The organism is Ruficoccus sp. ZRK36 (genome assembly GCF_019603315.1).
GTDB lineage: Bacteria > Verrucomicrobiota > Verrucomicrobiia > Opitutales > Cerasicoccaceae > Ruficoccus.
Genome location: NZ_CP080649.1, coordinates 3,312,776 through 3,339,325, shown reverse-complemented (window position 1 = coordinate 3,339,325; position 26,550 = coordinate 3,312,776). Strand labels below are relative to the sequence as shown.

General features: G+C 55.3%; 31 protein-coding genes and 1 tRNA gene. 12 read left to right on the top strand and 20 right to left on the bottom strand.

Features of this window, described 5'->3' with window-relative positions; all coding sequences use genetic code 11:
* Window positions 1–35: 35 nt before the first annotated feature.
* A complete protein-coding gene (locus K0V07_RS14590; RefSeq protein ID WP_220622122.1) occupies window positions 36–1,646 on the bottom strand; it encodes a carbon starvation CstA family protein in 1,611 nt (536 codons plus the stop codon).
* Between the two features lie 248 nt (window positions 1,647–1,894).
* Here K0V07_RS14590 and K0V07_RS14585 point away from each other — a divergent pair, with 248 nt between their 5' ends.
* The 3 genes from K0V07_RS14585 (at window position 1,895) to K0V07_RS14575 (ending at window position 4,890) form a co-directional block, all read left to right on the top strand.
* Window positions 1,895–3,052, top strand: coding sequence for a Gfo/Idh/MocA family oxidoreductase (locus K0V07_RS14585; RefSeq protein ID WP_220622121.1), 1,158 nt, complete (start codon window positions 1,895–1,897; stop codon window positions 3,050–3,052).
* A 13-nt stretch (window positions 3,053–3,065) separates the two neighbouring features.
* Window positions 3,066–4,157, top strand: a complete 1,092-nt coding sequence (locus K0V07_RS14580) for a Gfo/Idh/MocA family oxidoreductase (RefSeq protein WP_220622120.1) — start codon at window positions 3,066–3,068, stop codon at window positions 4,155–4,157.
* Window positions 4,158–4,527: 370 nt separating this feature from the next.
* Window positions 4,528–4,890, top strand: coding sequence for a hypothetical protein (locus tag K0V07_RS14575; RefSeq protein ID WP_220622119.1), 363 nt, complete (start codon window positions 4,528–4,530; stop codon window positions 4,888–4,890).
* 152 nt (window positions 4,891–5,042) lie between these two features.
* Here K0V07_RS14575 and raiA read toward each other — a convergent pair whose 3' ends face one another.
* Entirely contained in the window at window positions 5,043–5,417 is a 375-nt protein-coding gene (gene raiA / locus K0V07_RS14570; protein WP_220622118.1) for a ribosome-associated translation inhibitor RaiA, read from the bottom strand.
* A 69-nt stretch (window positions 5,418–5,486) separates the two neighbouring features.
* Here raiA and K0V07_RS14565 point away from each other — a divergent pair, with 69 nt between their 5' ends.
* The 3 genes from K0V07_RS14565 (at window position 5,487) to K0V07_RS14555 (ending at window position 7,361) form a co-directional block, all read left to right on the top strand.
* Window positions 5,487–6,284, top strand: a complete 798-nt coding sequence (locus K0V07_RS14565; RefSeq protein ID WP_220622117.1) for an SDR family NAD(P)-dependent oxidoreductase — start codon at window positions 5,487–5,489, stop codon at window positions 6,282–6,284.
* Window positions 6,281–7,117, top strand: a complete 837-nt coding sequence (locus tag K0V07_RS14560; RefSeq protein ID WP_220622116.1) for a pseudouridine synthase — start codon at window positions 6,281–6,283, stop codon at window positions 7,115–7,117. The genes K0V07_RS14565 and K0V07_RS14560 overlap by 4 nt, the downstream gene beginning before the upstream one ends.
* A 168-nt stretch (window positions 7,118–7,285) precedes the next feature.
* A tRNA-Phe gene (locus K0V07_RS14555) sits at window positions 7,286–7,361 on the top strand.
* A 211-nt stretch (window positions 7,362–7,572) separates the two neighbouring features.
* Here the strand turns inward: K0V07_RS14555 and K0V07_RS14550 are convergent.
* From K0V07_RS14550 to K0V07_RS14535, 4 genes are all read right to left on the bottom strand, one after another.
* A complete protein-coding gene (locus tag K0V07_RS14550; RefSeq protein ID WP_220622115.1) occupies window positions 7,573–8,214 on the bottom strand; it encodes a class I SAM-dependent methyltransferase in 642 nt (213 codons plus the stop codon).
* A gap of 48 nt (window positions 8,215–8,262) precedes the next feature.
* Entirely contained in the window at window positions 8,263–10,053 is a 1,791-nt protein-coding gene (locus K0V07_RS14545) for a DUF3560 domain-containing protein (RefSeq protein ID WP_220622114.1), read from the bottom strand.
* Window positions 10,054–10,462: 409 nt separating this feature from the next.
* Window positions 10,463–10,720 (bottom strand): hypothetical protein, encoded by a 258-nt coding sequence (locus K0V07_RS14540; protein ID WP_220622113.1) that lies wholly within the window; start codon window positions 10,718–10,720, stop codon window positions 10,463–10,465.
* A gap of 101 nt (window positions 10,721–10,821) precedes the next feature.
* Window positions 10,822–11,289, bottom strand: coding sequence for a JAB domain-containing protein (locus tag K0V07_RS14535; RefSeq protein WP_220622112.1), 468 nt, complete (start codon window positions 11,287–11,289; stop codon window positions 10,822–10,824).
* A gap of 191 nt (window positions 11,290–11,480) precedes the next feature.
* Here K0V07_RS14535 and K0V07_RS14530 point away from each other — a divergent pair, with 191 nt between their 5' ends.
* The 4 genes from K0V07_RS14530 (at window position 11,481) to K0V07_RS14515 (ending at window position 13,462) form a co-directional block, all read left to right on the top strand.
* Window positions 11,481–11,906: a hypothetical protein gene (locus K0V07_RS14530; RefSeq protein ID WP_220622111.1), complete on the top strand. Its 426-nt coding sequence runs from the start codon at window positions 11,481–11,483 to the stop codon at window positions 11,904–11,906.
* A gap of 169 nt (window positions 11,907–12,075) precedes the next feature.
* Window positions 12,076–12,426 (top strand): hypothetical protein, encoded by a 351-nt coding sequence (locus K0V07_RS14525; RefSeq protein WP_220622110.1) that lies wholly within the window; start codon window positions 12,076–12,078, stop codon window positions 12,424–12,426.
* A 28-nt stretch (window positions 12,427–12,454) separates the two neighbouring features.
* A complete protein-coding gene (locus tag K0V07_RS14520) occupies window positions 12,455–12,868 on the top strand; it encodes a FixH family protein (RefSeq protein ID WP_220622109.1) in 414 nt (137 codons plus the stop codon).
* A gap of 54 nt (window positions 12,869–12,922) precedes the next feature.
* Window positions 12,923–13,462 carry a DUF3347 domain-containing protein gene (locus tag K0V07_RS14515; protein WP_220622108.1) on the top strand — a complete coding sequence of 180 codons (540 nt, stop codon included), beginning with the start codon at window positions 12,923–12,925 and terminating at the stop codon, window positions 13,460–13,462.
* Window positions 13,463–13,526: 64 nt separating this feature from the next.
* Here K0V07_RS14515 and K0V07_RS14510 read toward each other — a convergent pair whose 3' ends face one another.
* Entirely contained in the window at window positions 13,527–13,919 is a 393-nt protein-coding gene (locus K0V07_RS14510; protein WP_220622107.1) for a MerR family transcriptional regulator, read from the bottom strand.
* A gap of 50 nt (window positions 13,920–13,969) precedes the next feature.
* On the opposite strand from K0V07_RS14510, the gene K0V07_RS14505 reads away from it, so the two are divergent.
* Together K0V07_RS14505 and merA are read left to right on the top strand one after the other, a co-directional pair.
* Window positions 13,970–14,620, top strand: a complete 651-nt coding sequence (locus tag K0V07_RS14505; protein WP_220622106.1) for a heavy metal-associated domain-containing protein — start codon at window positions 13,970–13,972, stop codon at window positions 14,618–14,620.
* Window positions 14,621–14,622: 2 nt separating this feature from the next.
* Complete coding sequence (merA, locus tag K0V07_RS14500; RefSeq protein ID WP_220622105.1) at window positions 14,623–16,095, top strand: mercury(II) reductase; 1,473 nt, start codon at window positions 14,623–14,625, stop codon at window positions 16,093–16,095.
* A 115-nt stretch (window positions 16,096–16,210) separates the two neighbouring features.
* Here merA and K0V07_RS14495 read toward each other — a convergent pair whose 3' ends face one another.
* The 13 genes from K0V07_RS14495 to K0V07_RS14435 all read right to left on the bottom strand — a co-directional run bounded on the left by K0V07_RS14495 (window position 16,211) and on the right by K0V07_RS14435 (window position 26,508).
* Entirely contained in the window at window positions 16,211–16,489 is a 279-nt protein-coding gene (locus K0V07_RS14495) for a hypothetical protein (RefSeq protein WP_220622104.1), read from the bottom strand.
* 88 nt (window positions 16,490–16,577) lie between these two features.
* Window positions 16,578–16,952 carry a hypothetical protein gene (locus K0V07_RS14490; RefSeq protein ID WP_220622103.1) on the bottom strand — a complete coding sequence of 125 codons (375 nt, stop codon included), beginning with the start codon at window positions 16,950–16,952 and terminating at the stop codon, window positions 16,578–16,580.
* A 126-nt stretch (window positions 16,953–17,078) separates the two neighbouring features.
* Window positions 17,079–17,597 carry a hypothetical protein gene (locus K0V07_RS14485; RefSeq protein WP_220622102.1) on the bottom strand — a complete coding sequence of 173 codons (519 nt, stop codon included), beginning with the start codon at window positions 17,595–17,597 and terminating at the stop codon, window positions 17,079–17,081.
* Entirely contained in the window at window positions 17,587–18,663 is a 1,077-nt protein-coding gene (locus K0V07_RS14480; protein WP_220622101.1) for a TrbI/VirB10 family protein, read from the bottom strand. The genes K0V07_RS14485 and K0V07_RS14480 overlap by 11 nt, the downstream gene beginning before the upstream one ends.
* 12 nt (window positions 18,664–18,675) lie before the next feature.
* Window positions 18,676–19,566, bottom strand: coding sequence for a hypothetical protein (locus tag K0V07_RS14475; RefSeq protein WP_220622100.1), 891 nt, complete (start codon window positions 19,564–19,566; stop codon window positions 18,676–18,678).
* Window positions 19,567–19,573: 7 nt separating this feature from the next.
* On the bottom strand, window positions 19,574–20,260 hold the full coding sequence (locus K0V07_RS14470; protein WP_220622099.1) for a hypothetical protein: 687 nt from the start codon (window positions 20,258–20,260) through the stop codon (window positions 19,574–19,576).
* On the bottom strand, window positions 20,257–21,471 hold the full coding sequence (locus K0V07_RS14465) for a hypothetical protein (protein WP_220622098.1): 1,215 nt from the start codon (window positions 21,469–21,471) through the stop codon (window positions 20,257–20,259). The genes K0V07_RS14470 and K0V07_RS14465 overlap by 4 nt, the downstream gene beginning before the upstream one ends.
* A gap of 17 nt (window positions 21,472–21,488) precedes the next feature.
* Entirely contained in the window at window positions 21,489–21,947 is a 459-nt protein-coding gene (locus K0V07_RS14460; RefSeq protein WP_220622097.1) for a hypothetical protein, read from the bottom strand.
* Between the two features lie 15 nt (window positions 21,948–21,962).
* A complete protein-coding gene (locus K0V07_RS14455) occupies window positions 21,963–22,766 on the bottom strand; it encodes a DUF4141 domain-containing protein (protein ID WP_220622096.1) in 804 nt (267 codons plus the stop codon).
* A 4-nt stretch (window positions 22,767–22,770) separates the two neighbouring features.
* Window positions 22,771–23,217, bottom strand: coding sequence for a hypothetical protein (locus tag K0V07_RS14450; protein ID WP_220622095.1), 447 nt, complete (start codon window positions 23,215–23,217; stop codon window positions 22,771–22,773).
* Window positions 23,214–25,853 (bottom strand): hypothetical protein, encoded by a 2,640-nt coding sequence (locus K0V07_RS14445; protein ID WP_220622094.1) that lies wholly within the window; start codon window positions 25,851–25,853, stop codon window positions 23,214–23,216. The genes K0V07_RS14450 and K0V07_RS14445 overlap by 4 nt, the downstream gene beginning before the upstream one ends.
* On the bottom strand, window positions 25,846–26,187 hold the full coding sequence (locus K0V07_RS14440) for a hypothetical protein (RefSeq protein WP_220622093.1): 342 nt from the start codon (window positions 26,185–26,187) through the stop codon (window positions 25,846–25,848). The genes K0V07_RS14445 and K0V07_RS14440 overlap by 8 nt, the downstream gene beginning before the upstream one ends.
* A gap of 48 nt (window positions 26,188–26,235) precedes the next feature.
* On the bottom strand, window positions 26,236–26,508 hold the full coding sequence (locus tag K0V07_RS14435) for a hypothetical protein (RefSeq protein WP_220622092.1): 273 nt from the start codon (window positions 26,506–26,508) through the stop codon (window positions 26,236–26,238).
* Window positions 26,509–26,550: the final 42 nt, after the last annotated feature.

Sequence of the window (26,550 nt, the reverse complement as noted above, 5' to 3'; positions counted from 1 at the left end):
GCCGCGGGGGGTGGGGGCGCGTAGCCCCCGCAATATCATTGCGGGCTGAGAGCGGTGTCCTGCTGACGGACGTAGTTCAGGGACATGGCCGAGACGAAAACCCCCAGCAGCAGCATGCCTACGCTGAGAGCGCGCAGGAGCATGGGTTGCTCCGCGTCGAAGGCCATCAGCCCCATGGCGAGCAGCGGCATCGCCAGCATGAAGAGGGCAGGGATCAGCGCGAAGGTGTAGCGGATGCCCTTGGCCTTGAGGTAGACCACAAAGGTAACCAGTGCGAGTGCCGCCATCAGCTGGTTGGTCGAGCCAAACATGGGCCAGATGGCTTTCCAGGCGGGCTGACCGCTAAAGGTTTGGAAGACCATGGCCGTCGGCGGGATGAGGACGAGCACCGTGCCGAGGTAGCGGCTGGTCTGGTTGCGCCAGTCGAAGTACTCCTCCAGTAGGAAGCGGCTCAGGCGGGTGCAGGTGTCGAGCGTGGTCAGCAGAAAGGTACTTACCGTCAGGGCGGCGAACTCCACGCCAGCCTCGGGCGGGATACCCAGGTGCGAGAAGAAGACCGCAGCCCCTTGTGAGAAGACGCCGACCGGGTTTTGCCCCTGCGTCTGCTCCGTGCTGAGGATGGCCACCGTCGCCAGTGCGAAGACCGCGAGCACCCCCTCCAGCAGCATGCCGCCGTAGGCCACGCGTTGGGTATCGGACTCGCGTTTGATCTGCTTGGAGGTCGTCCCGCTGGCCACCATACTATGGAATCCGCTACAGGCGCCGCAGGCTACGGTGATAAAGAGCATGGGGGCGATGTAGCCGGGGTTGACCTTGTCGGAGATGAAGCCCTCGAAGATCGGGATCTGCACGAGGGTATCTGTCGTCAGGAGCAGTCCGCCCAGCCCGAGCACGAGCATGGCGAAAAGGAACATCGAGCTGAGGAAGTCGCGCGGCTGCAGCAGCGTGTCCACCGGCAGGACGGCGGCCACCAGCGCGTAGAGCATGATCAGCAGCAGCCAGAGATTTTTATCCAGAACTGGGGCGGGGAAGTAGTGGCCCACCGCCAGCCCGGCGAAGGTCAGCGGCACAAAAAACGCGAGCAGCACCCCGAACTTTGCGCCCCGGCGGCGCAGCATCCAGCCAAAGAAGACCGCTGTGGCCACAAACCATCCCGAGGCCGTCGCTACCGCGGGCTGCGTGCGGAAGGTGCCTGCCGTGAGATCCGCGAAAACGATGATGACATACATCAGCGTCAGCAGCAGAAATATCCGGAAGAACTGAGCGGTGCGCTTGCCCACCAGCGAGCGGGTGATCTCGGAGACCGTGCGCCCGGCGAAGCGCAGGCTCATCAGCGTGCTGCCGTAGTCATGGACGCCACCGACGAAGATGGAGCCGATGAGAATCCACAGCCAGGTCGGGCCCCAGCCGAAATACTGGGCGGCAAAGATCGGGCCCACGATGGGACCGGCACCGGCGATCGAGGAGAAGTGGTGCCCGAATACGATCGAGGCTCGTGTCGGCACATAGTCGACCCCGTCATTATGCGTGCAGGCCGGGGTGGGGATGGAGTCGTCGCTGCCGCAGCGACTGGCCAGAAATTTTCCGTAAAAGCGATAGGCGATCACGAACAGGATCACCGATAGAACAAGCAGAATTTGAAGCATATGTCGGGGAAATTGGGGAAGTGTGTCACGATGGGTCGCTCACGTGCCCAAGTCAATCATTAGGGTGGATAGATAGAGAGTTCGTACATGCACAGGTGCAGGTATTTACTGCCCATGACTCTGATAGGGCTCGTGAGCCCTTATCCTGCATGGCCGCTGGTTCGCACGTTTTTTTAGCCTCGGGAAGGTAAAAAGCTTGATGCCCTACACGTGTTGGTTATGGTGGCGTTTTATCTACTTTATAGATCATGGACGAAGTAAAACTTGGTATTATTGGACTGGGAAACATGGGCGGCCACTACGCCGGCCGGCTTTCCAAGGGAGAAATCAAGCGCCTGCGCCTGGCCGCTGTGTGCGACCGCGACGAGGAAAAACTCAAGGCTGCTGACGCTGGCGACGCCAAGCGCTTCACGGACGCCGAGGAGATGCTCAAGAGCGGGCTGATCGACGCAGTCGTCATCGCTACGCCTCACTACGACCACACCGTGCTGGGCATCAAGGCTCTCGAACTGGGTCTGCACACACTGGTTGAGAAGCCGATCTCCGTGCACAAGGCCGACTGTGAGCGCCTCATCGCCGCCCACACCAACAAGGACCAGATCTTTGCCGCGATGTTTAACCAGCGCACCGACCCGCGCTACCGTAAGCTCAAGGAGCTGATCGACTCGGGCGAGTTGGGCAAGATCAACCGCATCAACTGGATCATCACCGACTGGTTCCGCACCCGCCAGTACTATGCCTCCGGCGGCTGGCGTGCCACCTGGGGTGGCGAAGGCGGCGGCGTGCTGCTCAACCAGTGCCCGCACCAGATCGACCTGTGGCAGTGGCTCTTCGGGATGCCGCAAAAGGTCCGCGCATTTTGCCAGGTAGGCCGTTTCCACGACATTGAGGTCGAGGACGACGTGACCGCCTACATGGAGTACGCCGATGGTTCCAACGGTGTCTTTATCACCACCACGGGTGAAGCCCCCGGCACGAACCGCCTTGAAATCGCCGCCGAGCGTGGCCGTATCGTCATTGAGGGCGATACTATGAAGTGGCTGCGTAACGAGGTGACCAGCACCGAGTGGTGCGAGACCTGCGAAACCGGTTTCGCCAAGCCCGAGACCTGGGACATCTCCCTGCCGGCCAGCGGCCGCGGTGAGCAGCACATGGGGATCCTGAAGAACTTCACGGCAGCCATCCTCGACAAGGCACCCCTTATCGCTCCTGCTGAGGAGGGCATCCACTCCGTGGAGCTGGCCAACGGCATGATCCACTCATCCGACATCGGTGAGACGGTGAGCTTCCCGCTCGACGGCGTCGCCTACGAGACTGCCCTCAAGAAGAAGATCGAGACCTCGACCTTTGTGAAGAAGGTGGACCAGCCCAAGGGCGCGGCCTCCAACATGAGCAACACATTCTAGCTTTAGACACCCCATGGCACAGCAAGCAGACGGCATGAACTATGCGCCCACCGCGGCGAATGTTGAACAGGTGGTCAAGCCCGGCGAATTCGTTTTCGCGGCTGCTCACCTCGATCACGGCCATATCAATGGCATGTGTAACGGTTTGACGGAGGCGGGCGGTGAGCTGCGCTACGTTTACGAGCCGGACGCTGCCAAGCGGGATGCCCTGCTGGAGAAGTTCCCGAAGGCCAAGCCCGTGGACAGCCTGGAGCGCATCTTCGAGGATAAAGAGGTCAAGCTCGTGGCTGCCGCCGCGATTCCCTCCGAGCGTGGACCGCTCGGGTGCCGCGTCATGCAGGCCGGGCTCGACTACTTTACCGATAAGTGCCCCTTCACCACGCTGGAGCAGCTGGAGACCGCCCGCAAGGTGGTGGCCGAGACGGGCCGCAAGTACATGGTGTACTACTCTGAGCGCGTGCACGTGGAGTCTGCCTGGTACGTCGATCAGCTGATCCAGGATGGCGCTATCGGCGACATCGTGCACATGGAAATCTTTGGCCCGCACCGCCTCTCCAAAGCGACGCGCCCCGAGTGGTTCTTCCAGAAGGCCAAGTACGGCGGTATCCTGACCGACATCGCCTCGCACCAGTTTGACCAGTTCCTGCACTACACCCGCTCCAAGGGTGGGGAAGTGCTCCACGCCCGCGTGGACAACATGGCCAATCAGGACAAGCCCGAGCTGGAAGATGTCGGCGAGGCCGTGCTCAAGCTCGATACCGGTGCCTCCTGCTTCTCGCGCGTCAACTGGTTCACCCCGGACGGTATGCGCGGCTGGGGCGACGGTCGCAGCTTTATCACCGGCACCAAGGGCGTGATCGAAATCCGCAAGTACTTTGACTTCGGCCGCAGCAACACGGGCAACCAGATCTTCCTCGCTGACCAGCAGGGCGATCAGGTGATCGAATGCGCCGGTAAGGTCGGCTTCCCGTTCTTCGGGCAGCTCATTCTCGACTTCCTTAACCGTACCGAGAACGCCATGACCCAGGAGCACGCCTTCCTCGCCTCCGAGCTCTCCCTCAAGGCCCAGGCTCTCGCCGACGCGGGGTGCCCCCGCGGGCAATGAGGGGCTCCGCCCCTACGGCACTGTGTGCCTACCCCCGTACGTGACAGTGCGGGAGCTTGATGGGGCTCCGCCCCATCGCTCACTGCGTTCGCTGCCCCAGTCATAACGGGGGCATTGATGCTCTGCGTGCCTGTTCCTTGCGCCAGTGTGCAAAGGGGGTTCGTTTGAGGCGGCGTCAACCGCTGTTGCTCATGGTTCCACCTTCGTGGAGCCATCAATGTCACCGGGTGCACCCCGGCCCATGGCTCCGCTCCAAGCGGAGTCATCAGTGATCCGAAGGATCACAGGTCAAGGGCTCTGTCCTTGGGAGCGTTTGCCTGGTGCCGAATGCCGTTGACAGGTTTGGGTTCGTAGCCCATCCCCCGTAAGCATGACTGTTCAACTCTATAAGATCATCCACCTGCTTGGGGTGATGATGGTGTTTCTGGGCTATGGTGGCTTGATCATTCGCGGGCTGCTCGACTCTGACAACAAGAAGCTGCGCGTGCTCGGCTCTGTCACGAGCGGCATCGGCCTGCTGCTGCTACTGGTCAGTGGATTCGGGATGATCGCCCGCTATGGTGGCGCCTACAGCTACGTCGAGGGCTGGCTGATCGCCAAGTACGTGATCTGGCTGATCCTCGGGGCCGCCACGGCCGTCCTCAACCGCAAGCCGCAGCTGGGTATGGGCCTGTGGTGGGCGATCCTGATTCTCGGGGCTATCGCCGCCTACATGGGCGTGATGAAGCCCTAGAGTTGACCCTCGAAGCCTTATTTTTCGAATCAACCGGTCTGGTGAAAAGAAGCCAGGCCGGTTTTTTTGTGCCCACTCAAAAAGAAACCCGGCTCTTTCGAGCCGGGTTGAGAGTGTAAATATGGGTTAAGTTTTTATGACAGAGTCGCGTATCAGGCGGCATGTACCTTCGGCAGTTGTGCCGGGATGTCCACTTCATGAGGCTGTTTCCGCTTGACCCTGTGCAGCCGTGATCGGCGACGCAGTTTGCGGTCAAGCTTGAGGACCATCTGGTCGATCGACTTGTAGAGGTCGTCGCTGGCAACACTCACAATCATGGGGGCTCCATTGATTTCGATGTGTCCCTTGGCGATGAACTCTTCCGACTTGCCATTACCCTTATTGAGGTTGTACTCGAGTTCCACTCGCATACGGATAATCCGTTCCTGGTGCTGGAACAGCTTGTCCGTTTTCTCGACAACGAGATTCTTGAGGGCTGCGGTCAGGTCGATATGAAGACCGGAGATGATCACTTCTTTATTGTTCATACGCATATTCCGGTTAGTGGTTAGTGACGTAATGGACCTTTTTATTCTCAGTTATCCACCCGTCTCGAAATGAATAGCTTAAAGCGTGCCGACAAAAAAATATCCGCCGTCATCGTGACGGGCGGATCTTCTGGTATTGGGGAAAGCTTCATAGCTTCGATAAGCAAGTTAGATGATAATCCCGCGATATGCAACCTTTCTCGTTCGGAACCTGCCAAAAAGTGGCTGGATCAGGGGGTAAGGCACATACCGTGCGACTTATCTTTAGGACAGGAAATCGAGCGTGTCGTTCCCGAAATTCTTACCTTTATCGACGAAAATCCCGGTGGCGACGTGCTGCTCATAAATAACAGCGGCTTCGGGGGTTACGGCGAATTTCACGATGTGTCTCTGGAGCGCGATCTGAGCATGATCGACCTAAATGTGCGCGCCTGCGTGCACCTGGCAGGGCGCCTGATGCCGAAGCTCATCGAGCGCGGGGGCGGAATTATCAATGTCGCCTCCACCGCCTGCTTCCAGCCCACGCCGCTGATGGCCACCTATGGCGCCACCAAGTCCTTCCTGCACAGCTGGAGTCTGGCTCTCAGCGACGAGCTCAAGGACAAGGGCGTGCGGGTGCTGTGTGTGTGCCCCGGACCGACCGCGACAAACTTTTTCCGGGCGGCCGGTTTCAAGGAGTCCCCGATCAAGGTCGGGACCACCGCGGACAAGGTCGTCGAGGAGTCCCTGCGTAAGTACTTCAAGGATAGCTGGATCGTCACCACGGGCTTCTGGAACAAGGCCGGGGTCGCCATTTCCTCGAAACTGCCCAAGGTGCTGGTGACCAAGCTCTCCGGCGGCACCCTGCGTAAAATCCGCCAACCGTGAGCGAGCGGCACTACAGCACGTGGCCTCTTCTGAGCGGAGAGGCTGAGTTGATCGATCCCGAGGAGCTTAAAAGCTGGATCGTCCACGAGGACGAGGATGTGCTCGTGATCGACAAGCCCGGCTGGATCGTCTGCCACCCCTCCAAGAATGGCCCGTGGTCAAGCCTCGTCGGGGCCTGTCGGGAGCTGACCGGGCTGGAGACTCTGCATCTGGTGGCCCGGCTGGACCGCGAGACCAGCGGCCTCGTCCTGATCGCCAAGCGTCCTGCCTCGGCCCGGCGGCTGCAGATGGCCTTTCAGGAGCGACGGGTGGAGAAAACCTATCTGGCCATCATGGCGGGTGAAATGACCGAGCCGGTGCTGGTTAACCAGCCGCTGGCCAAGGATTTGGAATCGGAGGTCGCCGCGCGTGTCACCGTCCGCAAGTCCCGCTCTGCGCAAAAGGCGCGCACGCACTTTGAGCCGCTCGTGAGCGGGGGAGGGTATACACTGGTCCGCGTGAAGCCCGAGACGGGCCGCAAGCACCAGATACGCGCCCATGCCTTCTGGCTGGGCCATCCCATCGCCGGGGACAAAATCTACGGCCCGGACGATACGCTCTTTCTGGAGTTTATCACCGAGGGCTGGACACCCCGCCTCGCAGCCGCTCTGCCCATGCGCCGTCAGGCTTTGCATGCGGGCAGTCTGGTCTTCGAAAACGGCCCCAGTTTCCGCCTTCCACTGGCCTGGGACATGGAGCAATTTGCCCGTGAGGTCATGGGCGTGGACACGACTCCGTACACCCAGACAGCCGAAGTGAAAAAAACCGCTGAAAATTACGGTTTTTCCAGTTGACCGGGGCGCTTGCAGCCCTAGCATCTCCCGTTTTCCCGTTCTACGAAAGTTCATACAGTCTTGGCGGCAGCCGTTTTACAAAGTGCACCACACTTCGGCAAAAACCTTGCGCTGATTACAATTTCCCGGTTGATAGATGGCCTTAACCGTCTCTTGACCAAATACTTTGGCCGGATAGCTCAGTTGGTAGAGCAGAGGACTGAAAATCCTTGTGTCCCGTGTTCGATTCACGGTCTGGCCACCACTTTTAAAGCCCTAACCATCAATTGGTTAGGGCTTTTTCTATCAGTATGTCCGAGATTAAGCAACAACGCTGTTGCTTGCTTGTTGCTTACTCTGGAGGTGCCAAGTCCTGCCGAAAAAGCAACATGACTATGCTCTGAAAACCTGCCTAGTTCTGCCCTAGCGGCGATTTGCACATGGAGAACTCGGCACAATCTAAGCCGTTTCATCGCTTATGCGTCTCGACTAATCGTTAACAGAACAGCGTCAACCTTTGTCCCTGCCTCGGCAAAGGTTGACGCCGGGAGAACTTCCCACGAATCGCACAAGGGTCTTAGCGCCCGCTCCCGGTGGTCCGTGCTCATGCAGATAGCCGCAAGCCTTCCTCCGGGTTTTAGAAAGCATCTGGCGTGTAAAATGTGCGCAATATCGCTGCGCATGTGAAACGGCGGATTCATCGCCACGGCGTCAAAGGCACCGATTTCGCCGGGGGTAACGGTGAGGAAATCACGTTGCTTGATGGTCACACGCTCGCGTTCCTGCTGGAAAAGCTCCCCGGCGCACTGCGGGGCCATTTCGACGGCGACAACCTCAGCGGGGGCATGGGACTGTAATTGATCTAAAAGGCGCCCTAGCCCTGCTGAGGGCTCTAAAACACGTGCTCCCGGCGCCAGTTCAAGCAAGCTGACGAGCTTGCGGGCCAGAGCGGGCGGCGTCTGGAAAAGCTGGTATGCGGTGACGGCGCGGGGCGCGGCGCCGTTCTCGTGCCGATTGGCCAAACGTTCAAAGCGCGGGCGCATCGCTTCTTGGTCAAAACCGGCTTGGCCATTCTCCAAGCGCAAGCGTTGCAAGCGGTGATAATTTTCTGGTTTCATTGTTCAAGGAAGGTTGAGGCGGGAGGGTTCGGACCTCCCGCGCATGTTTTAAATATTGGCGGTTTCACGTTGCCGGGCAAAGAAGGCGGTGCAGAGCTTACGGCCTTCGTCTGTCCAGTTCGCTTGATGGGTGGATGGGCAATCGACGATTCCGTTTTCGTCGGCTTCACGCAGTAGCTTTGCCTGCTGCTCGTTGGCTCCGCAGCCGTTGGCGGCGGCAATGGCTTCGTGCAGCTTCGCAATGTCCGGTTGATAGGTCTCCCGATGCCAGAGGGCGATAGGAAAAGGCTTTTGCGGCTTGTCGGTCAGCACGATGACAGAATCAGCGCGGTAAAAGCTCACCCCTGCTGAATCCATCCGGCGAACTTTGCAAACGGCGTCGCCCGTCTGGACCTTGTAATAACGTGAGCGGCATTCGAGGCCTCCGGGGTCAAGGTGGACGGTTTTTGCGCTAGCGTAGGTTCCGGCGCTCGTGCGCTTGTATTCGGCTTGCGTCATCTCGGTAACGGTGGACGGTTCGGGAAGCGTGACGCGAGCATGGCGCTTTGCGTCCGCCAAAGCCTTTTCATTCCACAAGGCTTGCAAACGCTCGGCGTCTTCGCGGGTCGGGTTGATGAGCGGGCAAGATTTCTTTAGCGGTGCCTGGGCTTGCTTGACCTTGGCTTTAATCCGTTTGAGTTCAGCCCGGCTTTCATTGGTCGGTGGAGTGTAGGCGTCCGGGGAAAGGCGCTCGGTTTCAATCGAATACTCGGCCCACTGCGTGCCGGGAATATTCGTTGCGCGATAAGTCCAGCTCTCAACCTTCGGGCCAAGGACTGAAACCGATGTTACGCGCTTGGTCTTGGGCGATTTGTTGACCTTGTAAACGAGCTTGCCGCCAATATACCCGCCCGGCTCAATCTCAACACTAGCAAGGCGTCCGCCTTGGGCGTCGAGCATCTGTCTTTCGTAAGCAAGGCGTAATTCGCAATGGCGTGTCCATTGCATGATTCTGGTGTGTTCAAACTCGGCGCTCTCGGGGTCAATCTGTCCCTTGAACCAAAGGGCGGCGGCTTCGGCGCCGGTAATTGGGTCGTTTTCCTGCGTTAAGAGTGAATACAAGCTGGTTCCGTGCTCGCGCACGTAGGTCGTAGCCGACTCGGGGCGCGGGTGGCGGTAATGGTGGCCGTGACAGAAGTTTGCGACGTGAACAGCGGCGGCGGTCTGTTCCTTGGGGTCTTCAATCGCCGCGACTTGCTGCCAGTTGCGGAAACGCTTCTTGTATTGTTCTACGGCTTCGGCTCGCTTGCGCTGTTCGGATTCAAGGCGCTTGATTCGGCCCATGCGAACGCTCGGCGTTGACACGTAAAGGGCATGTTGAATCACTCCAGCGGTGCGGCGCTGCCAGTATTCGGCCTTGCTCCAAGCGTCGCAAGCATAGCCCGCTATGCGGTCATGTCGGGCGGCGGCGCGTTGTGCTCGCTGTTCGTTTTGGTAGCCATGCGCAAGCGGCGTTGCCTCGTAGCGGTTGGCATGGCCTACGGCTTCGGCGGTACGCTTTTCGCGGTATTCGGCGAAGCGTTCGGCCCGGTCGGCGGATCGCTCCGCCGGTTCCATGTCTTCATCTTCAATAATGCCCGCATAATCAAGGCAGGTGTCACGGCGCCGGGGCGTCCAAGTGGCGGCAAAATCGCAATCCTGTTTCGGCGTGCTCGTCCAGCCTTCGGCCTTCAGGGCAAGGTATTCGTCATGCGGGACGCGCCCTACGTAAAGACGTAGCTTGTTATCCTCGGGGCAATAAGTCGCGGTCGCATTTGCGAGCCGTTCACTGGCATTCTCTTTGTCGTTGATGTGTTTCATGTGCTTGGTGGGTTGTGACTCTCGTGATTGAAAGCCTGTTTTTCCCTGCCAAGCGGCGAGCGAAGCTAGAGCGTGCCCGGAGCGGACGCCGCAGGCGTCCTGTCAAGGTGGAGATTTTTGTGCGCAGCGCGGAAGCAAGGAGCCTGCGACGCTGCTGCACAAGCGAGCGGAAAAATGCGACCTTTACAGGTTCAAGCGTAGGGCTGGCATGATTTCTTTTCCTGACTTGGCAGGAAAAGCAGGCTTTTAAATAAACCCTGCGCCAAGCAGTGCTTGGCGTGATCCTATCCGCCAAGGGCGGAGCGAACCCTGTTCGCAAATATCCCCCAAATTCGCAACTCGGCGAAATGGGGGACCAAGGGGGTTTATAGTGGTGGGAGCTTTGCAATGAAAAGCGGGAACCAACGTATTAAGCGTTCCTCGCTAGCTTGTCAGGACTCGCCTTGGAACGCCTTCCGGCCTTTCCCTCCAAAGCGGACTTAATCACCTTCGCCACAAACTTCTCGGTGACAATCTTTTGAATCGCTCGTTCTTCCGCCTTGTTTATTTCAGCTTCGATCAAGGGTGAAGCTGCATCAATGACGGTTTCCAAAAGAGCCGGTGGTAGCTTGTCCAAGTCATATCCACGACCCACATTCTTCAATCTCACGGTAATCTTTGCTTTCATGTCAGAAAGTCTAGCGTCATTGCGTGGTAAAGAATACGGAAAATGGGAATGCATACGCTTCCCAATTATACGATAGCATAATGAACGGTGCTTCGAATCAATCAACTTGCCGGGTCTGCCGGTAGCAACCCTTCCTTCGCAAAGCTGTAAAATCGCTCTTTCCCGATAATGATATTATCAAGAAGTTGAATGCCCAAGTCCTTGGATATTTTCGTCACCTTATCGGTGAATGCAATATTCGTGTCCTTCGGCCAAGAACTCTCATCCATGTAATTCTGGACAACCATCAAATAGTCCGCTCTGAAGATGCAGGCTGACGTGAATAGATCCCTTACCTTTAGGTCGTTTACATCAAAATTGCCGCCGATGGCAGCCACTTCAAAACAGACTATGCGAAATTGCTCATGCAGATTCATAACCATAAGCTTCTTTTGGCTTTCATCCTGAATATTGCGAAATAGCGAAACTACGGACTCCGACCCTTCGACCCACTGCCCATGCCAGTCGCCCTCAACCGTAACTGATTTGTAAAGGATTTGGACTTCTTTCAGGTGAGTGAATTTCTCCATTGTGAGAAATACCGTAGAGAGACTTCATTCAGTGTCGAGGGCAAGCGTAACTGAGAATTCTGACCTTTTGATGGCGGCGCTTAACTCGTCCGCACTGTCGTTCTACATGATCGTCACAGTTGATCGCAGGTGCTTATGCAAGTTTTCGCTATTGACGGGAAAGTCGGCTTGCTGTAACAGTTTCCATTTGAATGGTAGGATCCGTTAAACAGTGGGTTTCAGCTTTCCTGCTCACCATGACGCTCGCAGCATCAGTGATCTGTGCGCCCGTGTATTGTTTTGGTGGACAGACTAAGCCTACTACTGAAGACAAGAGTCACGCTTGCTGTGGCTCAGTTGAGGCGCCCGTTGATTCCGAAGGGTCGAATGATGAAGATTCTTCGGTCGGCTGTAGCGGCTGTCCATTCATGAGTGGGGAGATAGACCCGAAATTGGCAGATATGAATCTAGTGGTTCCTGCCGCCAGCTTGATTGATTTGCCTCTGTGGTTGTCTCCAGGCAAGGTTGCCCCCAAATACGAGCGAGGCCTTTCGCTTTGCAGGCTCGTTCGTTGGCAAAAAGAATCCTCTTTTCCCGCCGCTGAAATCAGGGCGAGGCTTTGTGTCTTTTTGATTTGAACCGAATGGTTTGAAACCAGTGTTCTGAATAGAGCCGGATTCGTTGCGTCTGTTAAAGCCGTAGCATCTGGATCTACTGTTATTGATAACTGGTTAACGTTTGTTTATATGCATGTTCTGCGGCTTCAGAGGTCGCTTCCGTGCGCGAACTTCAAATCACATTCGATTCATGAGACAATTAATTTATCAAATTATATATACAACTATTATCCTTGGCGCATCCGCTCCCTTATTGTTGCGTGCAGCAGCTGATGCCCCGCCACCTCTCAGTCTGTCACAGTACCTCGGTCAGGTTCTCACGCACGACGCCTTCATTGCCGCGGCGCGCTTGCGCTGGGAGGCTGTAGAGGCGCGCGTACCAGCGGCGGGAACCTTGCCCGATCCAGAACTGTCCTATGGTTACTTTTTCTCGCCCATCGAAACTCGGGTCGGGGCGCAGAACCAAAAATTTGGTCTGTTCCAGAAGATACCCTGGCCCACACGTTTGCGCGAGCAGCGCGCTCGCTCAGGCGGGGGTTGATGTTGCTTATTTCGAGTATCTGAACACGGTGCGTCAACGTATCGCGCAAGCCAAGGCGGCGTGGATACGACTGGCGTCATTTGACGAGCAGCTCGGAATCCTCGACCAACAGCTCGCTTTACTCCATGATGCACTGACAACACTCGAGTGGCGGGTCGACCCACCCGGCTTGCGCAAGGGCGAGAACGCCATTGCGCTCGTCGCCTCGGATCCGGCAAGCGGATCACCCCTGCCCCTCGAAGCAGTCGATCTCGTCCTCTCCATGGACATGCCCGGTATGGACATGCGCAACCAGGCGCAATCGGAACCCGCCAGCGCGACGACCGGCACCCACACTGGTACCCTGACCGTCGATATGGAAGGCGAGTGGATCGCCCGCCTAACCGGAACCGCAAACGGCGAGCCCTTTGAATCCGTTACCACCGTCAACGTAAAACCATGAACCAAATTTTCCGTAGAATAACCGCGAAAACGTAAATCAAAACCACAAAACACCATGAAAATAAAAATGAAAACATCCATCCTTACCCTCGGCCTCGCACTCGGTTTGGGAAGCCTCGCTTATCTCCAAGCCAACACCACACAGGAGGGCTCTGCCGATACCCAAGCTGTTCAGGCAGTCGCGCTTCCCGAGAATCAGGCCAAAGCACTGTTTGAGCCTTATGAAGCCATTGCCGCAGCTCTCGTCGAGGACGATCTCGAATCGGCCAAGGTTGCCGCAAAGCAACTAAGCAAGCGTGCCACCAAGGCCGAGCAGACGACACTCGCCGAACAAGCTGAAACACTCGCCGGGGCGCTCGACCTCGAAAGTGCCCGTAAGGCCTTTCTGCCGCTTAGTCGCAACGCCATCAAGCTGCTCGGCCAATCCGAGGGCATGTTCGTCATGACCTGTCCTATGGTCGAAGGCGGTCGCTGGCTTCAAGATAACAAAAAAGTAGCCAACCCCTACATGGGGCAGCGCATGCCCGCGTGTGGGATGCCGGAGAAGACCTCTGAAACCAGCACCACCGTGCCCCTGAGCTGCTGTAAGTCCTAAATATCCAATCAGATTATTTGATGAAAACAACGGCCTTGGGGATTGAGATGACTTGTGCTGTTTCTCAATCCTCCAGAGCCGCCAGCATCGGGCAGTTCTTCGAGGTGCCAGTTTTTGTGCAGCCCTCGATTTGTTTAGCGAGGACTCGGCGCAGGCTGCGCAGATCGCGAATTTTCCGGTCGATATCGGCAACTTTGGCTTCCGCCTGCGCCTTCATTTCGTCGCAGATAGCTACGGGAGCATCCTGCAGGGAGATCAGCATTTCGATCTCTTTCAACGAAAACCCTAATTCTTTGGCTCGGAAAATGAAGCGTAGTCGCGCTTCGTGTTCCGAGCCATACATGCGATAGCGACCGGAGCCGACCCGCCAGGGCTCGGGCAATAGACCCTTACGCTCGTAGTAGCGGAGCGTTTGTGGGTTAACACCCACTTTTTTTGCCAGTTCGCCGATTATCATTTTTTTCTTTTGACCTTATACCTTAGTGCAAGGTGTAGACTTTGTCCATAATGGACATTAAAGAGTTTAAAAAAGAACAAACTGCTTTAGTTAAAACGAAGTCGAGCACGAGTCTGGGTGGTGCCCTCTTGGCCGCTGGAGCGGCGGCGATCTGTTGTGTAGGGCCACTTATACCCATTCTCCTTGGTCTTGGAAGCGCGACCGCCTTGTTTGGGTTAGACCGCTACAAACCGTGGTTCATTGGGCTGGGCTTGCTCATTCTCGCGCTCGCTTCGTGGTTTGCCGTGCGCAAGCAGAACCGCTGCTGTGCGGGAAAAAGCAAGGCCCGTAACGTGAAAACCGTGGCTACCATCTTCTGCACCGGAATCGGAGCCTACCTGTTGTTGCAATTTGCCGTTGTCCCGGCCCTTTCCTCGATTGCGTCGTCAAAAGTCGCCGCCGACCACGAAAACGCGAATCAGATTGCGGACGGACAGGACGTGAAGCTCAAGATTGATGGCATGACCTGCGCGGGTTGCGCTGTTGGCGTGGAGTCCGCATTCCTGGAAATCCCAGGTGTATCTACAGCCAAGGTCGACTGGAAAACCGGGCACGCCACCGTGCGCATCGACGCCGAAAAAATCCAGCCCGCCGACCTCTTTAAAGCCAAAGTCGAACCCCAATACACCGTCCAATTGTTCGACAAAACCGACAAACAATAGCCATGACCGATTGCTGTAAAACAAACCACAACTGCGCATCAGAACCCGCTCAAAAACTTCCTGCCGATCCAGGCCACCTGGGCATTATTGGCGGCGGTTCAGCTGCCTTCGCGGCCACAACCCGCGCCGCCGAGCGCGGCTGGCGGGTGACCATTATCAACGACGGACTCCCTATTGGCGGCACCTGTGTAAACGTCGGCTGCGTGCCTTCCAAGTCGCTCATTCGTGCTGCGGAGACGCATTATCGCAACAAACATCATCCTTTTGACGGAATTAAGTCGCGCAGTGAGGTAGCCGACTTTGGAGCGCTTACGCGGCAGACCCATGCACTGGTCGAAACGCTCCGACAGGAAAAATACCTCGACGTCGTTAAAGACCTGCCCGAGGTCAAGATCATCGAAGGACGTGCCAAATTTCTTTCACCTCAGGAGGTCGAAGTCGCCGGAGAAACTTTGATTGCCGACCGGGTGATCATTGCCACCGGTGCGCGCACGCATGTTCCCGAAATTCCGGGACTTGCCGAGATAGATTATCTTATCACGGACACCGCTTTCGAACTCGCCGCTGCGCCTAAGTCGCTGCTCGTCCTCGGAGGGCGCTACATCGCACTTGAGTGCGCCCAGATGTTTGCGCGGCTGGGTGTAAAAACCACCGTCCTGCAGCGCTCCGACCGCATTCTGCCTACCGAAAGCGCCGAACTAACCGATGCCCTTACCGGGTATCTTTGTGGCGAAGGACTCAATATCCAAACCGGCGTGAACGTCCTCTCCGTGCGCCCCGGAGGCGAAGGGGTCGAGATTGAGGCAAGTATAGAAGGCAAACGTCAGATTTTCACCGCTGAACGCGTTCTGTTAGCCACTGGACGCACGCCTAATACCGACGGACTGAACCTGAAAGCAGCCGGTGTCGCTCTCGATCATAATGGCTTCATCGAAGTGGATGCGCACCAGCAAACCAGCACCCCTGGCATCTATGGGGCGGGCGATGTGGTGGGCGATCCTATGTTCGTTTACACCGCTGCTTACGAAGGCGCACTAGCTGCCGAAAACGCCTGTGCTGTAAGTGGCTCGAACCCGCGTGAACGTGATTACAATCCGCTACCTTGGGTCGTCTTCACGGATCCGCAAGTGGCCGGGGTCGGGATGGATCTACAACAAGCGAAAGCCACTGGCCACGACGCGGAAACCATCACGCTGCCCATGTCGAAAGTCCCCCGGGCACTCGCCGCCCGCGACACTCGTGGCTTCCTCCAACTAATCCGTGACCGCCGGACTGACCGCATCCTTGGCGCCCGCGTCCTTGCGCACGAGGGCTCTGAACTGATGATGGAAATCAGCCTCGCCCTCCGCCACGAGATGACTGCGGGAGAGTTGGCCTCCATGTTCCACCCTTACCTCACTCTCAGCGAAGCGGTGAAGCTGGCGGCCCTGTCCTTCGGCAAGGATGTGGACAAACTCAGCTGCTGCGCTACATGAACAGGTGCCCATTTCGGACACCTGCAAAGCATTCAACTGCTATTGCGACAAACAAACCGCCGCCGGATTATTATCCGGCGGCGGTTCCATTTTACGTTGATTGGTCACTCAAGACTCAGGCGAGTCCTTCATTTTCCATATCAAGGTAAGTTTGCATCAAGTGCTCGTCCTCGTCAGCAGGCGGATTCTTACCCGAGAGAATCAAAACCTGCCTTTCAAGGCTCGTGACGACCTCATGGGAGGCTACGCTTGAGAGGAAGAAGACAATTAATTCTTCCGGGCTAAGGAGAATAGAATCGTAGCGGCGTTTGAGGTAGTCGCTTGAGTTCTCGAACACTTCTAATATTTCGACGGGCAATGCGACCGGGGCGGCGCTATTCGTTTTGGTTTCCATGATGTTCAAATATTAATCAATATGGGTTAATGGCTAAATTTTTGGTTGGCCGGGCCAAGAATTGCTACGCCCGACCAACCCCGGTTAATCAGCTTATTTTCAGGGCTGTTCGGGTGGCTTCCTGCCGCCCGAGGCGCATACGCGCATCCTGTTTTTGTTCGTCGGGCACGCGTGAGATACGCTTCTCAATATCCTGAGCAATTTCAGGGTTATCTTTGAGAAAGTTTCCCACTGCCTCGTTGACTTTGACCCGCTGCTTCATGCTCGCGTCATACTTCAAGGCGTCCTTGAGGATGGCGCGTCGAACCAGTTGGTCTTTGGTTTCTGTTTTCAAATAAGCAACCCGCTGGGGATGCTCTTTGATGTACCTGTCAATCATCGCGTCGATTTCAGGATTCTTCTTAGGGCCAGGCGATTTGATCGCCTCTTTATTCTGACTAACTCGTTTTTTTAGTGATGTCATAGGATTGTCCTACCAAACCCCACGCTTTCTTAACCTGTCCGTGGGGCCGCTATTTGTTCAGCTTGTGATTACAGGTTTGGCAGAATGCCAAAGGTGATAGATTTGTGTGTATTCATGATGAAATTGCTAATCTTCGAGATTGGAGATACGCTGCGATAGGTTTTCGATGGCCTTGTCTTTCCGTTGGAGCTCGCCTTGCAACTGGTCGTTCTGCTCAATGAGGGCGGCAATCAGGTTGTTGGCCTGAGTGATCTTGTTTTCGAGTTCCCCGGTAAGCAGTGCCGTTTGCTTGGCAGGGTCGGCGACGGCGACGACCGGCCCCAAGGGAACTGCGGTCGGGGCGCTTGGCGTCAGGTTCCATTGAGCCGGGCGTTCCACTCGGGAAATACGGTGTCCATCGTGGCGAATGCCGGAATCCTGTGGATCAACGTAAGGACCAATATAGTAGGCGTGAATCGCCTCGGGCGTGCGGACCTTGCCCATATTGTAAGGGTCAAGCTGAGTGCCCGAAACTTGAATGGGCTCGGCTGGCTGCATTGGCGGCGGTTCCTCGGCAAAAGATTCCGTGGATTCGCAGCCGCTCCAAAACAATGCAATGGGCGCGATGGCGAACAGGCCAATGAGTCGTTTTCGTTTATCCTTCATTTGCGTTATCCTCCTTTTTCCAAATGTCCTTGTTGCTGACGTTGCCCCGCGTACCTTCGCGGGCGTCGATGGTTTGGGTGACATAGACGTAAAACTGCTTCCCGGTGGGCACGCGAATGTAGTAGCCGTCGCGTTGAATCGTTTCCCGAATCTGCTCGGCATACTCGACCATGACGGCGCTGGCGCCGTCCAAGGCGGCATTCCCGGCAGAGCTTTCGGCAATTTGGATACTCGAACCGGTATCAGTGATAAAGTTGTCGTATTCTTTGAGGCCCTGCGTAGCGGCGGCTAGAAAGGTCGAAGCGAACAGTTTAATCTCGTTCCAACTATCGCTTTCGATGAGGTAGCCTTTCAAGCCTGCGGAGCCATCCCGCAACCCCCACTGCCCGGTGTTGAAATTGTATTCGCGGTCTAGCGCAATGCCCTGCACGGCTAGCTCCGTGCCGTTGAGACGGTCCTGTGTGCGCCAGACGAAATTCCATGTGCCGGTGGCGGCAATACGGTCACGGCTGCGGCTTTCGCTGGCGCGACCATGAACTTCGGCCCCCGCCGGTATTATGACTTTACCGGCATGGACCACGTCATCGGTGACAAGGCCAATGATCGGCGTATTGATCGCATTACTCTCAACGGTGATAGTAAGCTCGCATGGAACGAGGCGGCCATACGGCGCGTAATCGGCGGAAAGCGTTGGTTGATTCTCGGGCGGTTTGCCCGCAAAGAGATTCAGCGGCAATTCCGGTTCGGGCTCTTCCTTGGACTCCTCTTGACGCGCCAAGAATGGCCGGGATACAACTGACTCTGGTTTAGTCGCAGTCTTTTCTTCCGTTGGCTCGGGCTTCTCGTCCGTGATGGATTGAACAACGGCGCCGGGCATTCTGAAGCGCGGGATGTCCCGCTTGTACACCTCCGGCTTGTAATTGTAGGTTTCGCCTTGGGGCTCGTTAAAGTCAGCCTCGGCTCGCCCTTCTTCGATGGAGTCGAGCACAACCACGGCGGCAATGGAGCCAACAAGGGTTATTAGAACGACGGCGTTGCCGAGTGGTGATTTGATAAATGATAGCATCTTATTGTTGGGTTAGGGAATGAGGAGCGTGGCCGGATCATTCACTTGGGATACGATGATCTGGAATGGATTCCTGATGCTGAGGTCGGCGCGTTCGCCGTTCGGCTTGCCGGTGATCGCGATGTAGGCGATGCTATCAGACTGCGGGGGAATGATGCCGGAGGCGTCCGCGATTGAGGGGAAATACAAATTCTGCCCGATCCTGACGGCCATCATCTGCGGCTGGTAGAAAATCGCCTCATCGGATTCATTCCGTAAGCTGATCTTGAAAGCAAGTGTGTCGTACTGGGGGAATCGATAGATGTCATCGATCCGGACATTGAAGTCTTGGTATTCCGTATTCAGGTTTGGCGGGGCAAGATGTTGGATCTCCTCATCCAACATCTTTGGGTATGCTTGGTTAATCAGGTGGTAGCTCTTGGCGCGATCCGGCAAATCAAGTAATACGCTCGGCGTGGTCTTATGTATGTTGGTGCGCTCGGCTCCGTAGCCTGCCGCCACCATCGCCGAATCACCGGAATCCACCAAGCGAACGGTCCGGTAAGGAATTTCATCCTCATGGTGATAGAAATTGAAGACGAAGGTCTGATTCTGAAAAACCACATTGAGCGCTCCCCTTGCGTTGGGCTCGGTCGCCCGAACGGAAAAGAAGTAGCGGCCATCAATGTAACTGAGCAGAACCGGCGCCTTGTTCTTGGCGCTACTGCTGACGTTGGCGCCATCAATCGATGAAAGCGGCCCCGGAAACGTAATCGTAGTCGGCGTGTTGCCAATCGGGATGTTGTAGACGGTTTGCGGATTGAGCGCATACTGCTTGATGACATCACGGTTATAGCGGTCTGCTTTCGCCAGTAGTATAGCTGGTGTCAGCAAGAGAAAGAAATGAATGAGGCGTAGATTCATGGTGCATTTACAGTAAGATTTTGTCCTCAAAAGATGTGACCGCTAACGGGAAGCGCTTGTTATCGAGCATGTTCGGGTTGCGGTGCAAAACGAGGGTGAGCGTAAATTCCGGGTCTTCGACAAAGGTCTTACCTTCAAAGGTTCCGGTACGGATCAATTGCCCTTTTACCTGAGCGAACACCTGTTCTTCTCGGGTTTCGAGAATCTTGATTTCAAAAATTTCCACCTTCTGGTGGATGTCTTTTTCCCGGAATTCCTTGGATGCTTGCGAATGCAAGTCGCGTGCGTGCTTCAAGGCTTCATTCAGAAAGAGCTTGTCGAGCAATTCAGGCATATCGAACCCGTTGGGATTCTGCGAGAACAGGGCGTAAGTCGCCCATAACGCCAGTTCTTCGTGAACGCGAGTCGCCTCCTGAAAGTCCAGCGTTGGCGTCACGGAAAAAGTTCCTGCGCCATCCATGACCACGATTCGCTCACGGGTGCGGTAGGCGTTGATAATGAAAAATGGTTGGATAACCACGAGGCCAAGTAAGAAAAGCGATACAAGAAACCACATGCGGGCCGCCCATGCGTTGTCCGTGAACAATTTCAGGGGATGAAACTGCTTCTGCGGTTGCCGCTTCGTCCCACGCTCCTGCGCCTTTACCGGGTCAGGTTGTGAGCAGTCTAGTGTTTCTGGATTTTCTGAACTCATACATCAATTACGGGTTTTGCGGCAGCGCCAAGGGCGAACAGTCTGGCCGCATGTTGGCTTCCCGTTGGATCACTCGGAGAAACGGGAAGCATGGGGTTGGTAGGCTCGGGCGGTGCTGGCAAAGCCGGTTGGCTTTCACTGGTCAGCGCAAGTTTTGCGTCTTGGTCAGCAGACGAATGATCTTGTCTGAATACGGGACCCAGTTCGGTTGATGAACCCCCGCCGTAAGTCGTTGGTGGCTCGCCCGTCGTGTATCCGCCAGAACCGCCAATACTGTCGTAGCTCGAAGCGGGCGCCGGAGCTGGACTACTGGGCGGTGACTCACTTTTCGGGGCTGGTTCACCCTGTCCTTTAAAGCCCATGCTGCCTCCCATGTAGGTCGCAAAGGCGGCAGCGCCGGTAACAGCCCCGGTAATTCCCTGCAATATGGCGCCGCTGGAGAATAGAATATACATGATGGTTGGCGTTGCCAGCGTGCCAATCACCAGTATCAGCGAAGCCATTATGCCCATCAGCAGGGAACCGAAACTCATCATGTAGAGCGCCGCTCCGGTGTCATTACCCGTAAAGGTTGAAGCGGTCGCAAAATCGTCAATGACGGCCATCGCTGCAAGATTCGTTATGGCAAAACCAATGGGCCATGCCATGACTGCCATGATGTTTGAAATCAGTTTTACCCCAATATTGCCCAGCGATGGAAAGACGAATAGAGAGAGTCCGATGGGCAGGAATAAAAAGCCAAACCACTTGAGGACATATTGAAGAATATAGAACGGGACCTGAAATAGTGCGGCCAGCGTTATGCCTATTTTGGCCAAGCCATAAACAACGGCTAGATACATCGAATTGACGATTCTATCGACTCCCCAACCTTCAGCCTCAGGGTCTTCCTGAATCGTATCAATTAAAGCTTCGCTAACGGCAAAAGGTTCACTGCCAAAGTCTTCATTTATCCATGCAGCGGCCTCGTTGAATCCTGAATCGAGCCCATCGAACCAGAAACGAACCGTTGCGATGAGGGCATTTAGGAAGAAACAAGTGAATATGGGCTTCACCATTGCCATCATGTCTGTATCGGTGTCTGATGCTCGTATCAGCCTAACAATGAGCCCAACTACGAGAATGAAGTAAGCCACAAACAACAGCGCTTCTTGAAGCTCAATGATCGAGCGCTGAAAGTCTTCAAGATAGATGTCTTCGAGAAAATTCATGGATAAATGAGTTGGGCCTATTGCCGTTCTTGGAGCCCTTGCAGATAATCTCCGGTTGTTTTCAGCGCTTCGTTCATTCCATCCTCCGCATCCTCCGAATCGGTCACGATGAAACGAACGCCGCCGTGTTCGGTCATTTGCTCTCGAATAAAGTCCCGGCGAAGTCGTTGGAGCTCGCGAATCCGCTTGCCACTGGATTTACGAAGGTCGCCGAATGCCTGACGTTCCTCGCGGCTCATTTCGTCGCCTTCGGTTTTGATGCGCTCTCTCTCCTTCATGTATTCAGCAGAGATTGCTTCGATTTCAGCGATATACGGGTCTTCAATGATAACATCGTCTTTGCCTTCAACGATGATACTGATTGTCCGGGCCGGTTGCCCGTCCTCGGCAATGGTAATTTGGGCTTCCCGCTTTTCGCCGCCGCATCCGCAGATGGCCAGCGATGCCGTTAGTAGAATTAATCCGATACTTTTCATAACTGGTAGGTCGTTTTAGTTTTCGGAGCTGGTGAGCCCCATTAGGTAGTTTTGCAAAGATTGGTAAGCAGCATGTTGGTCTTGCATGTGCGCCTTAACGGAGACGGATTTTGATTTTGCCTCCTGATTCTCACTCAGTTCTTTCAATGCGTTGTATTGCTGGTATTGCTTCTCGCGCTCAGAAATCAGCAAAGTGATTTGACCATTCTGAGCGTTTACAATGGCAGATAGCTTCTGCACTTCCGCGTCAGTAGCGGCGTTTCGCAGTTCAGTCAGGGTGAGGGCCTGATTCTCTTGCAGCTCCCGCAAGCGAGCATCGATCTCGCCGGAGGCTTCAACGTAATTGATATACTGCCGATCCACGGCGGCGTATTGTTTCAAAGCCGCATCGGTAACGTTGACCGCTTCGCCGGTTACGGTTACCGCGGGCACCTCCTCAAACAAACCGCCGTGAGTTTCACCGAGACTGTCAGTGCCATCGGCCTGCTCAATAACTTCATCCCACGGAATGCCGTAATTGATGTCATCGATAAAGTCATCCATTGAAAGCACTTCCAATGAAGGAAGATCGACCGCAATCGGGTCACCCATCCAGTCCTTCATGATGGTTTCCACTTCAAGTTGCTGCGTCATCGTATTTATTTGCTCGGTAAGCTGTTCGTACTGTTGCTGCCACTCAGTTAAGACTTCGGCGTGATTGGCGATGTCTTGTATTCTTGAGGTAATGGTTTGCGCGGTATGCGCGGGATCGGTGACGACCCACTGCGCTTGCGCCGAAATTGCGAATAGCAGAATGGAGAAAAATAGAATTAGCTTCATGCGATTACCTTGCTTTTAAGTAGATGACGCGCTCATCCCTGAGCTCGCCGTTGATTTCTTGTTCGGGAATAACAATCGGGACGAAGGTTTCCGTTTCATCCTGATCGCCGTACTGCTTTTGCATTTGCTGGTTCTGCATAATCCAGTACTGTTGCTTGACGCTTTGGTTGAGCGCCGCTTCGTAGCCACTACGGTAAGCAAGGCGCTCACTTTCCTCGGCATAGGCGTTGGCTCCCAAGGCAGCGACGGCGCCCAGCGCCGCGCCCCCGGTCGTCCATGCGGCGTCTCCGTCGGAGGCTTCATAGGCGGTGAATGCGCCGAGTGCGCTTCCACCGACCACGGTGGCGCCCTTGCCGACATCGCTGTTGGCGCAACCGGCAAGCAACGCGCTTGCGAGAATCAGGACAGAGAATATCTGGTGACGCCCAGTTGGGGAAAATAGTGTTTTCATTGGGTAATGCTTTCCTTTTCAGGCTGGGCCTTGGTTTGATTGTAATAGGTCTGCGCCTGTATATTCAGCGCGGTTCCACAAAGCGGCGGTCTGGCGCCTGGCGCGTAGTAGCACACACTGGAATACTTGTGTCCCTCGGCTTGTTGCTCCACGAGCGGGTAATCCATAATGGATTCCTGCACCGATGGCGGCAGTCCGGTGTCCTGGGCGATTTCCTGAATGTCGGCCTTGTCCAACTGTCGCATCAATAGATGCTGCTTGGAATTGCCCATGACGACGGAGCGAATGCGCGAGCTTTTGAAGCGCTCGTATTGCTGAACGATGGAACAAGTCCAGCATGAGAATTTACGAAGCTGCGCGTATGCCTCGGAAACGGTTTTCTCGCCTCCCGGCACGTCAAGGAAGCGTGAGACTTCTTCAAAGATGATCCGTTTGCGCAAGTTGCGCGGCAGCGAAATTATATGTTGCCGGGCGAATGAGGTAATGAGCAAACCGGCGGCAGTGCGTAGTTCAACGGCTTCGTCGCCCAATTGTCCCAACTCGAAATGCGCAATCCGGTTTTTCAAATTGATGTTGGTCGCGCCATCGAACAGCTTGCCGTAACTGCCGGTAGCCGTCCATGCGGCCATGAGGGTAGCCAATTCGTCAATTTCCTCCTTGGGGTGGTAAGAACTGCGCCCGAATCGCATCAGTTCAATCAACTGAGAGTGGATCGGATAATCTTCGGGCTCAAAGTAGGCAAAAGCGGTGTCCTTGACGTAATCGCTCGTGTCGGCGTGTTTGGCGAACTCGACAACCCTGTCCGGCCTGATCGAATTGAAGAATTCCATCGCTTCCTCGTCCTCAGCGGCAAGTAAGTCGCGGAAAATACTGAATGCTTCGATAAAGCTTGTCTTGGTCTGAATCTTCTCTTGCTTCCACAGGTAGGTGGCGCACGCCATTTTGCGGACCTCCGGCATACGGTCACGATGCTTGTTGCTCCACGATTCAAATTGGTCGCGGTAGAGTAAATCAATGTAGTGTCCAATCTGCGCCTGCCTGACCTGTTGCCGTTCCTGCGAATCGGGCACGCCAATCATGCGTGAAACCAAGGCGACGCCAGAGGATATTTGCAGGCGTGTCAGCGGCATACCTGCCGTATCGAGATAATTGATTACGAGGTCGCTGTCGGGCTGGATAATGATTGGTGTGCCGCCAAGGTTATTCGTGAAGCTTTCGTATGACAGCCCTTCTTCAATGATAACCGTGTAGGCGAATTTGTGGGCGGTTTGCGATAGGAGGTCTTCCATGAAGACCGATTTACCGGCGCCACTGATGCCAAACAGAACAGTGTGCTGCGGGGTTCCCCCAACAAAGGTGTTGATGCCAACAAGATTGCTCTGGTTGCCGTCATAAAGCGCTTCGGCATTATCCAGATAACCGGTAAAGGTCGCCGAAAAAGGTAACAAATCGGCCAAATAGCCGTCCTCGGCGTACTCGTCGCGGTGCGTGTAGGTGGAACCGGTCCAGCCGGGCCATGAGGCAAAGAACAGCTTCTTGCTGCTGGCAAAAAGAGTGTTCTGGTAAATCTCGGCTCCGTTCATCTGAGCGACGGCCTGCTTGAGCTCGGCTGTTTTGGCGCGAAGCGTTTCCAAGTCCTTCGCCCAGGTGCGAATAATATAGGTAACGCTGAACGGCTTCGTGTAGCCCTGCGCAAGCGCGTCGATTGTTTTCTCTTTCTTCTGGATGGCCGTGGCGTCCGATTGGCGCCCCTTGTGACGGTGCTCATTTTTGAGCCGGTCGGCTTCCTTCTCCTCCTTTCGGATAATTTGCCGAATGTCGAGAGGCTGAATATTGACGGTGATCTGATAGTCCAGAGACGGCAGACTCGTCAGGTTATGGATGATGCCGGGGTAGGTTTCGCTGGGCCAGCGTTGGACCGTGAAAATGCTGTGATAATAGCCGTCAAATTCCAGAGCGGCTTTGTCCGCCGAACGGATGTCACAATGCAGGCAGTTTTCCTGAATCGTGTATCGTTCGTCGAAACTGCTCTGGTAGTCATAGTCAAAACTCTCGGAAAGCGAGGGGTTGAGGAACCGCTTGCAATAGGCGTAGTGTTCCACGTCGCTCATGGCGGCAACCGATGTATCCGCGCCCAAAACATTGCGCATCTGATTTTCCCGTTCGCCAAAATGGGTCCGCAAACTGTCGAGCTGCGCGTCATAAAATTTGCGGAGTCCGGGCTTGGATTTCAGATTGCCCGAATACTTTTCCATTTCGCAGACAATGAAAATGACAAGGTGCTCGCGCCTGAGTTGACGCGCCAACATTCTGGACCAGTAGCGCGTGAAACGCTCATTGCGAATGGCCTTCAAATAATCGTCCTGACAGTGATCCAGTGTTTCCTGATAATACTGCGTTAGCGCGTGGCGGTAATCATTGTTGCAAGTCCATTGAACCTGCATCGATTCATTCGATCCCAGCGAATTAAGCATATGCCGTATCTTACGCTTGTATTCGTTTTTGATGCTCACGCTGCCGCCTCGCAGGTCGGGCGTTTCGACCACGAAACCCTTGGCCACACGGCAGCCCTTTTCAAGCGAGCCGAAAATGAGCATGTCATCGGCAAACCAGCCATTGGGTGCCTGACTACTCATAGCTGCCTCCTATTTGACGTGGATTAATTGGTTGATTGGCCTTCACAAATGAGAAACCCGATGAGGTCACATTGTGGAGCCAATCACGGTCATAGCCTCGGGGCTTATTGTGACGAAGCGTGAAAACGTAGATGGTGGGCAGCGCCAAAAACGGCGCCGCCACCAGTATTGAAGCCACCAATCCGAGGCCAAAAATACTGAAGGAAATCATGCTTACCGATAGCGCCACGACGACGCCGATAATCGGGAAAAGAAATAGATTCCCTGAAAGGCCAAATGCCTGACCTTTGGAATCATTAGCCGCATTGGTGCGGGTACGCTCAAGCTGTTCCATGTCTATTGACAGGGTTAATAGAAGAATCTGATACGGATAAAATCCGTATTAGAACGAAGGCGTAACCACGGCGTCGCCCAATCCTGCGAGCACGAAGAACGACGACATAATGAGGCCAGCGCCCGAAATAATCACACCGCCAAATATCGATGAATAGCCTTCCGAATCGCCATCGGCGATCTTGCGGGCACCCCGCCACACAAGGAACACTCCGTAAACAAATCCGAAGAAAAAGATTACGCCCAGCGCCAGCGAGAACATATCTTTGAGGTCAGTCAGTGTGGCTTGCGCCAAGATGGGTGTAAGTGTGGTTGCATTCATAGATTTCTATATGTTGATGTTTGTTTTTGGTTTCTACGATCC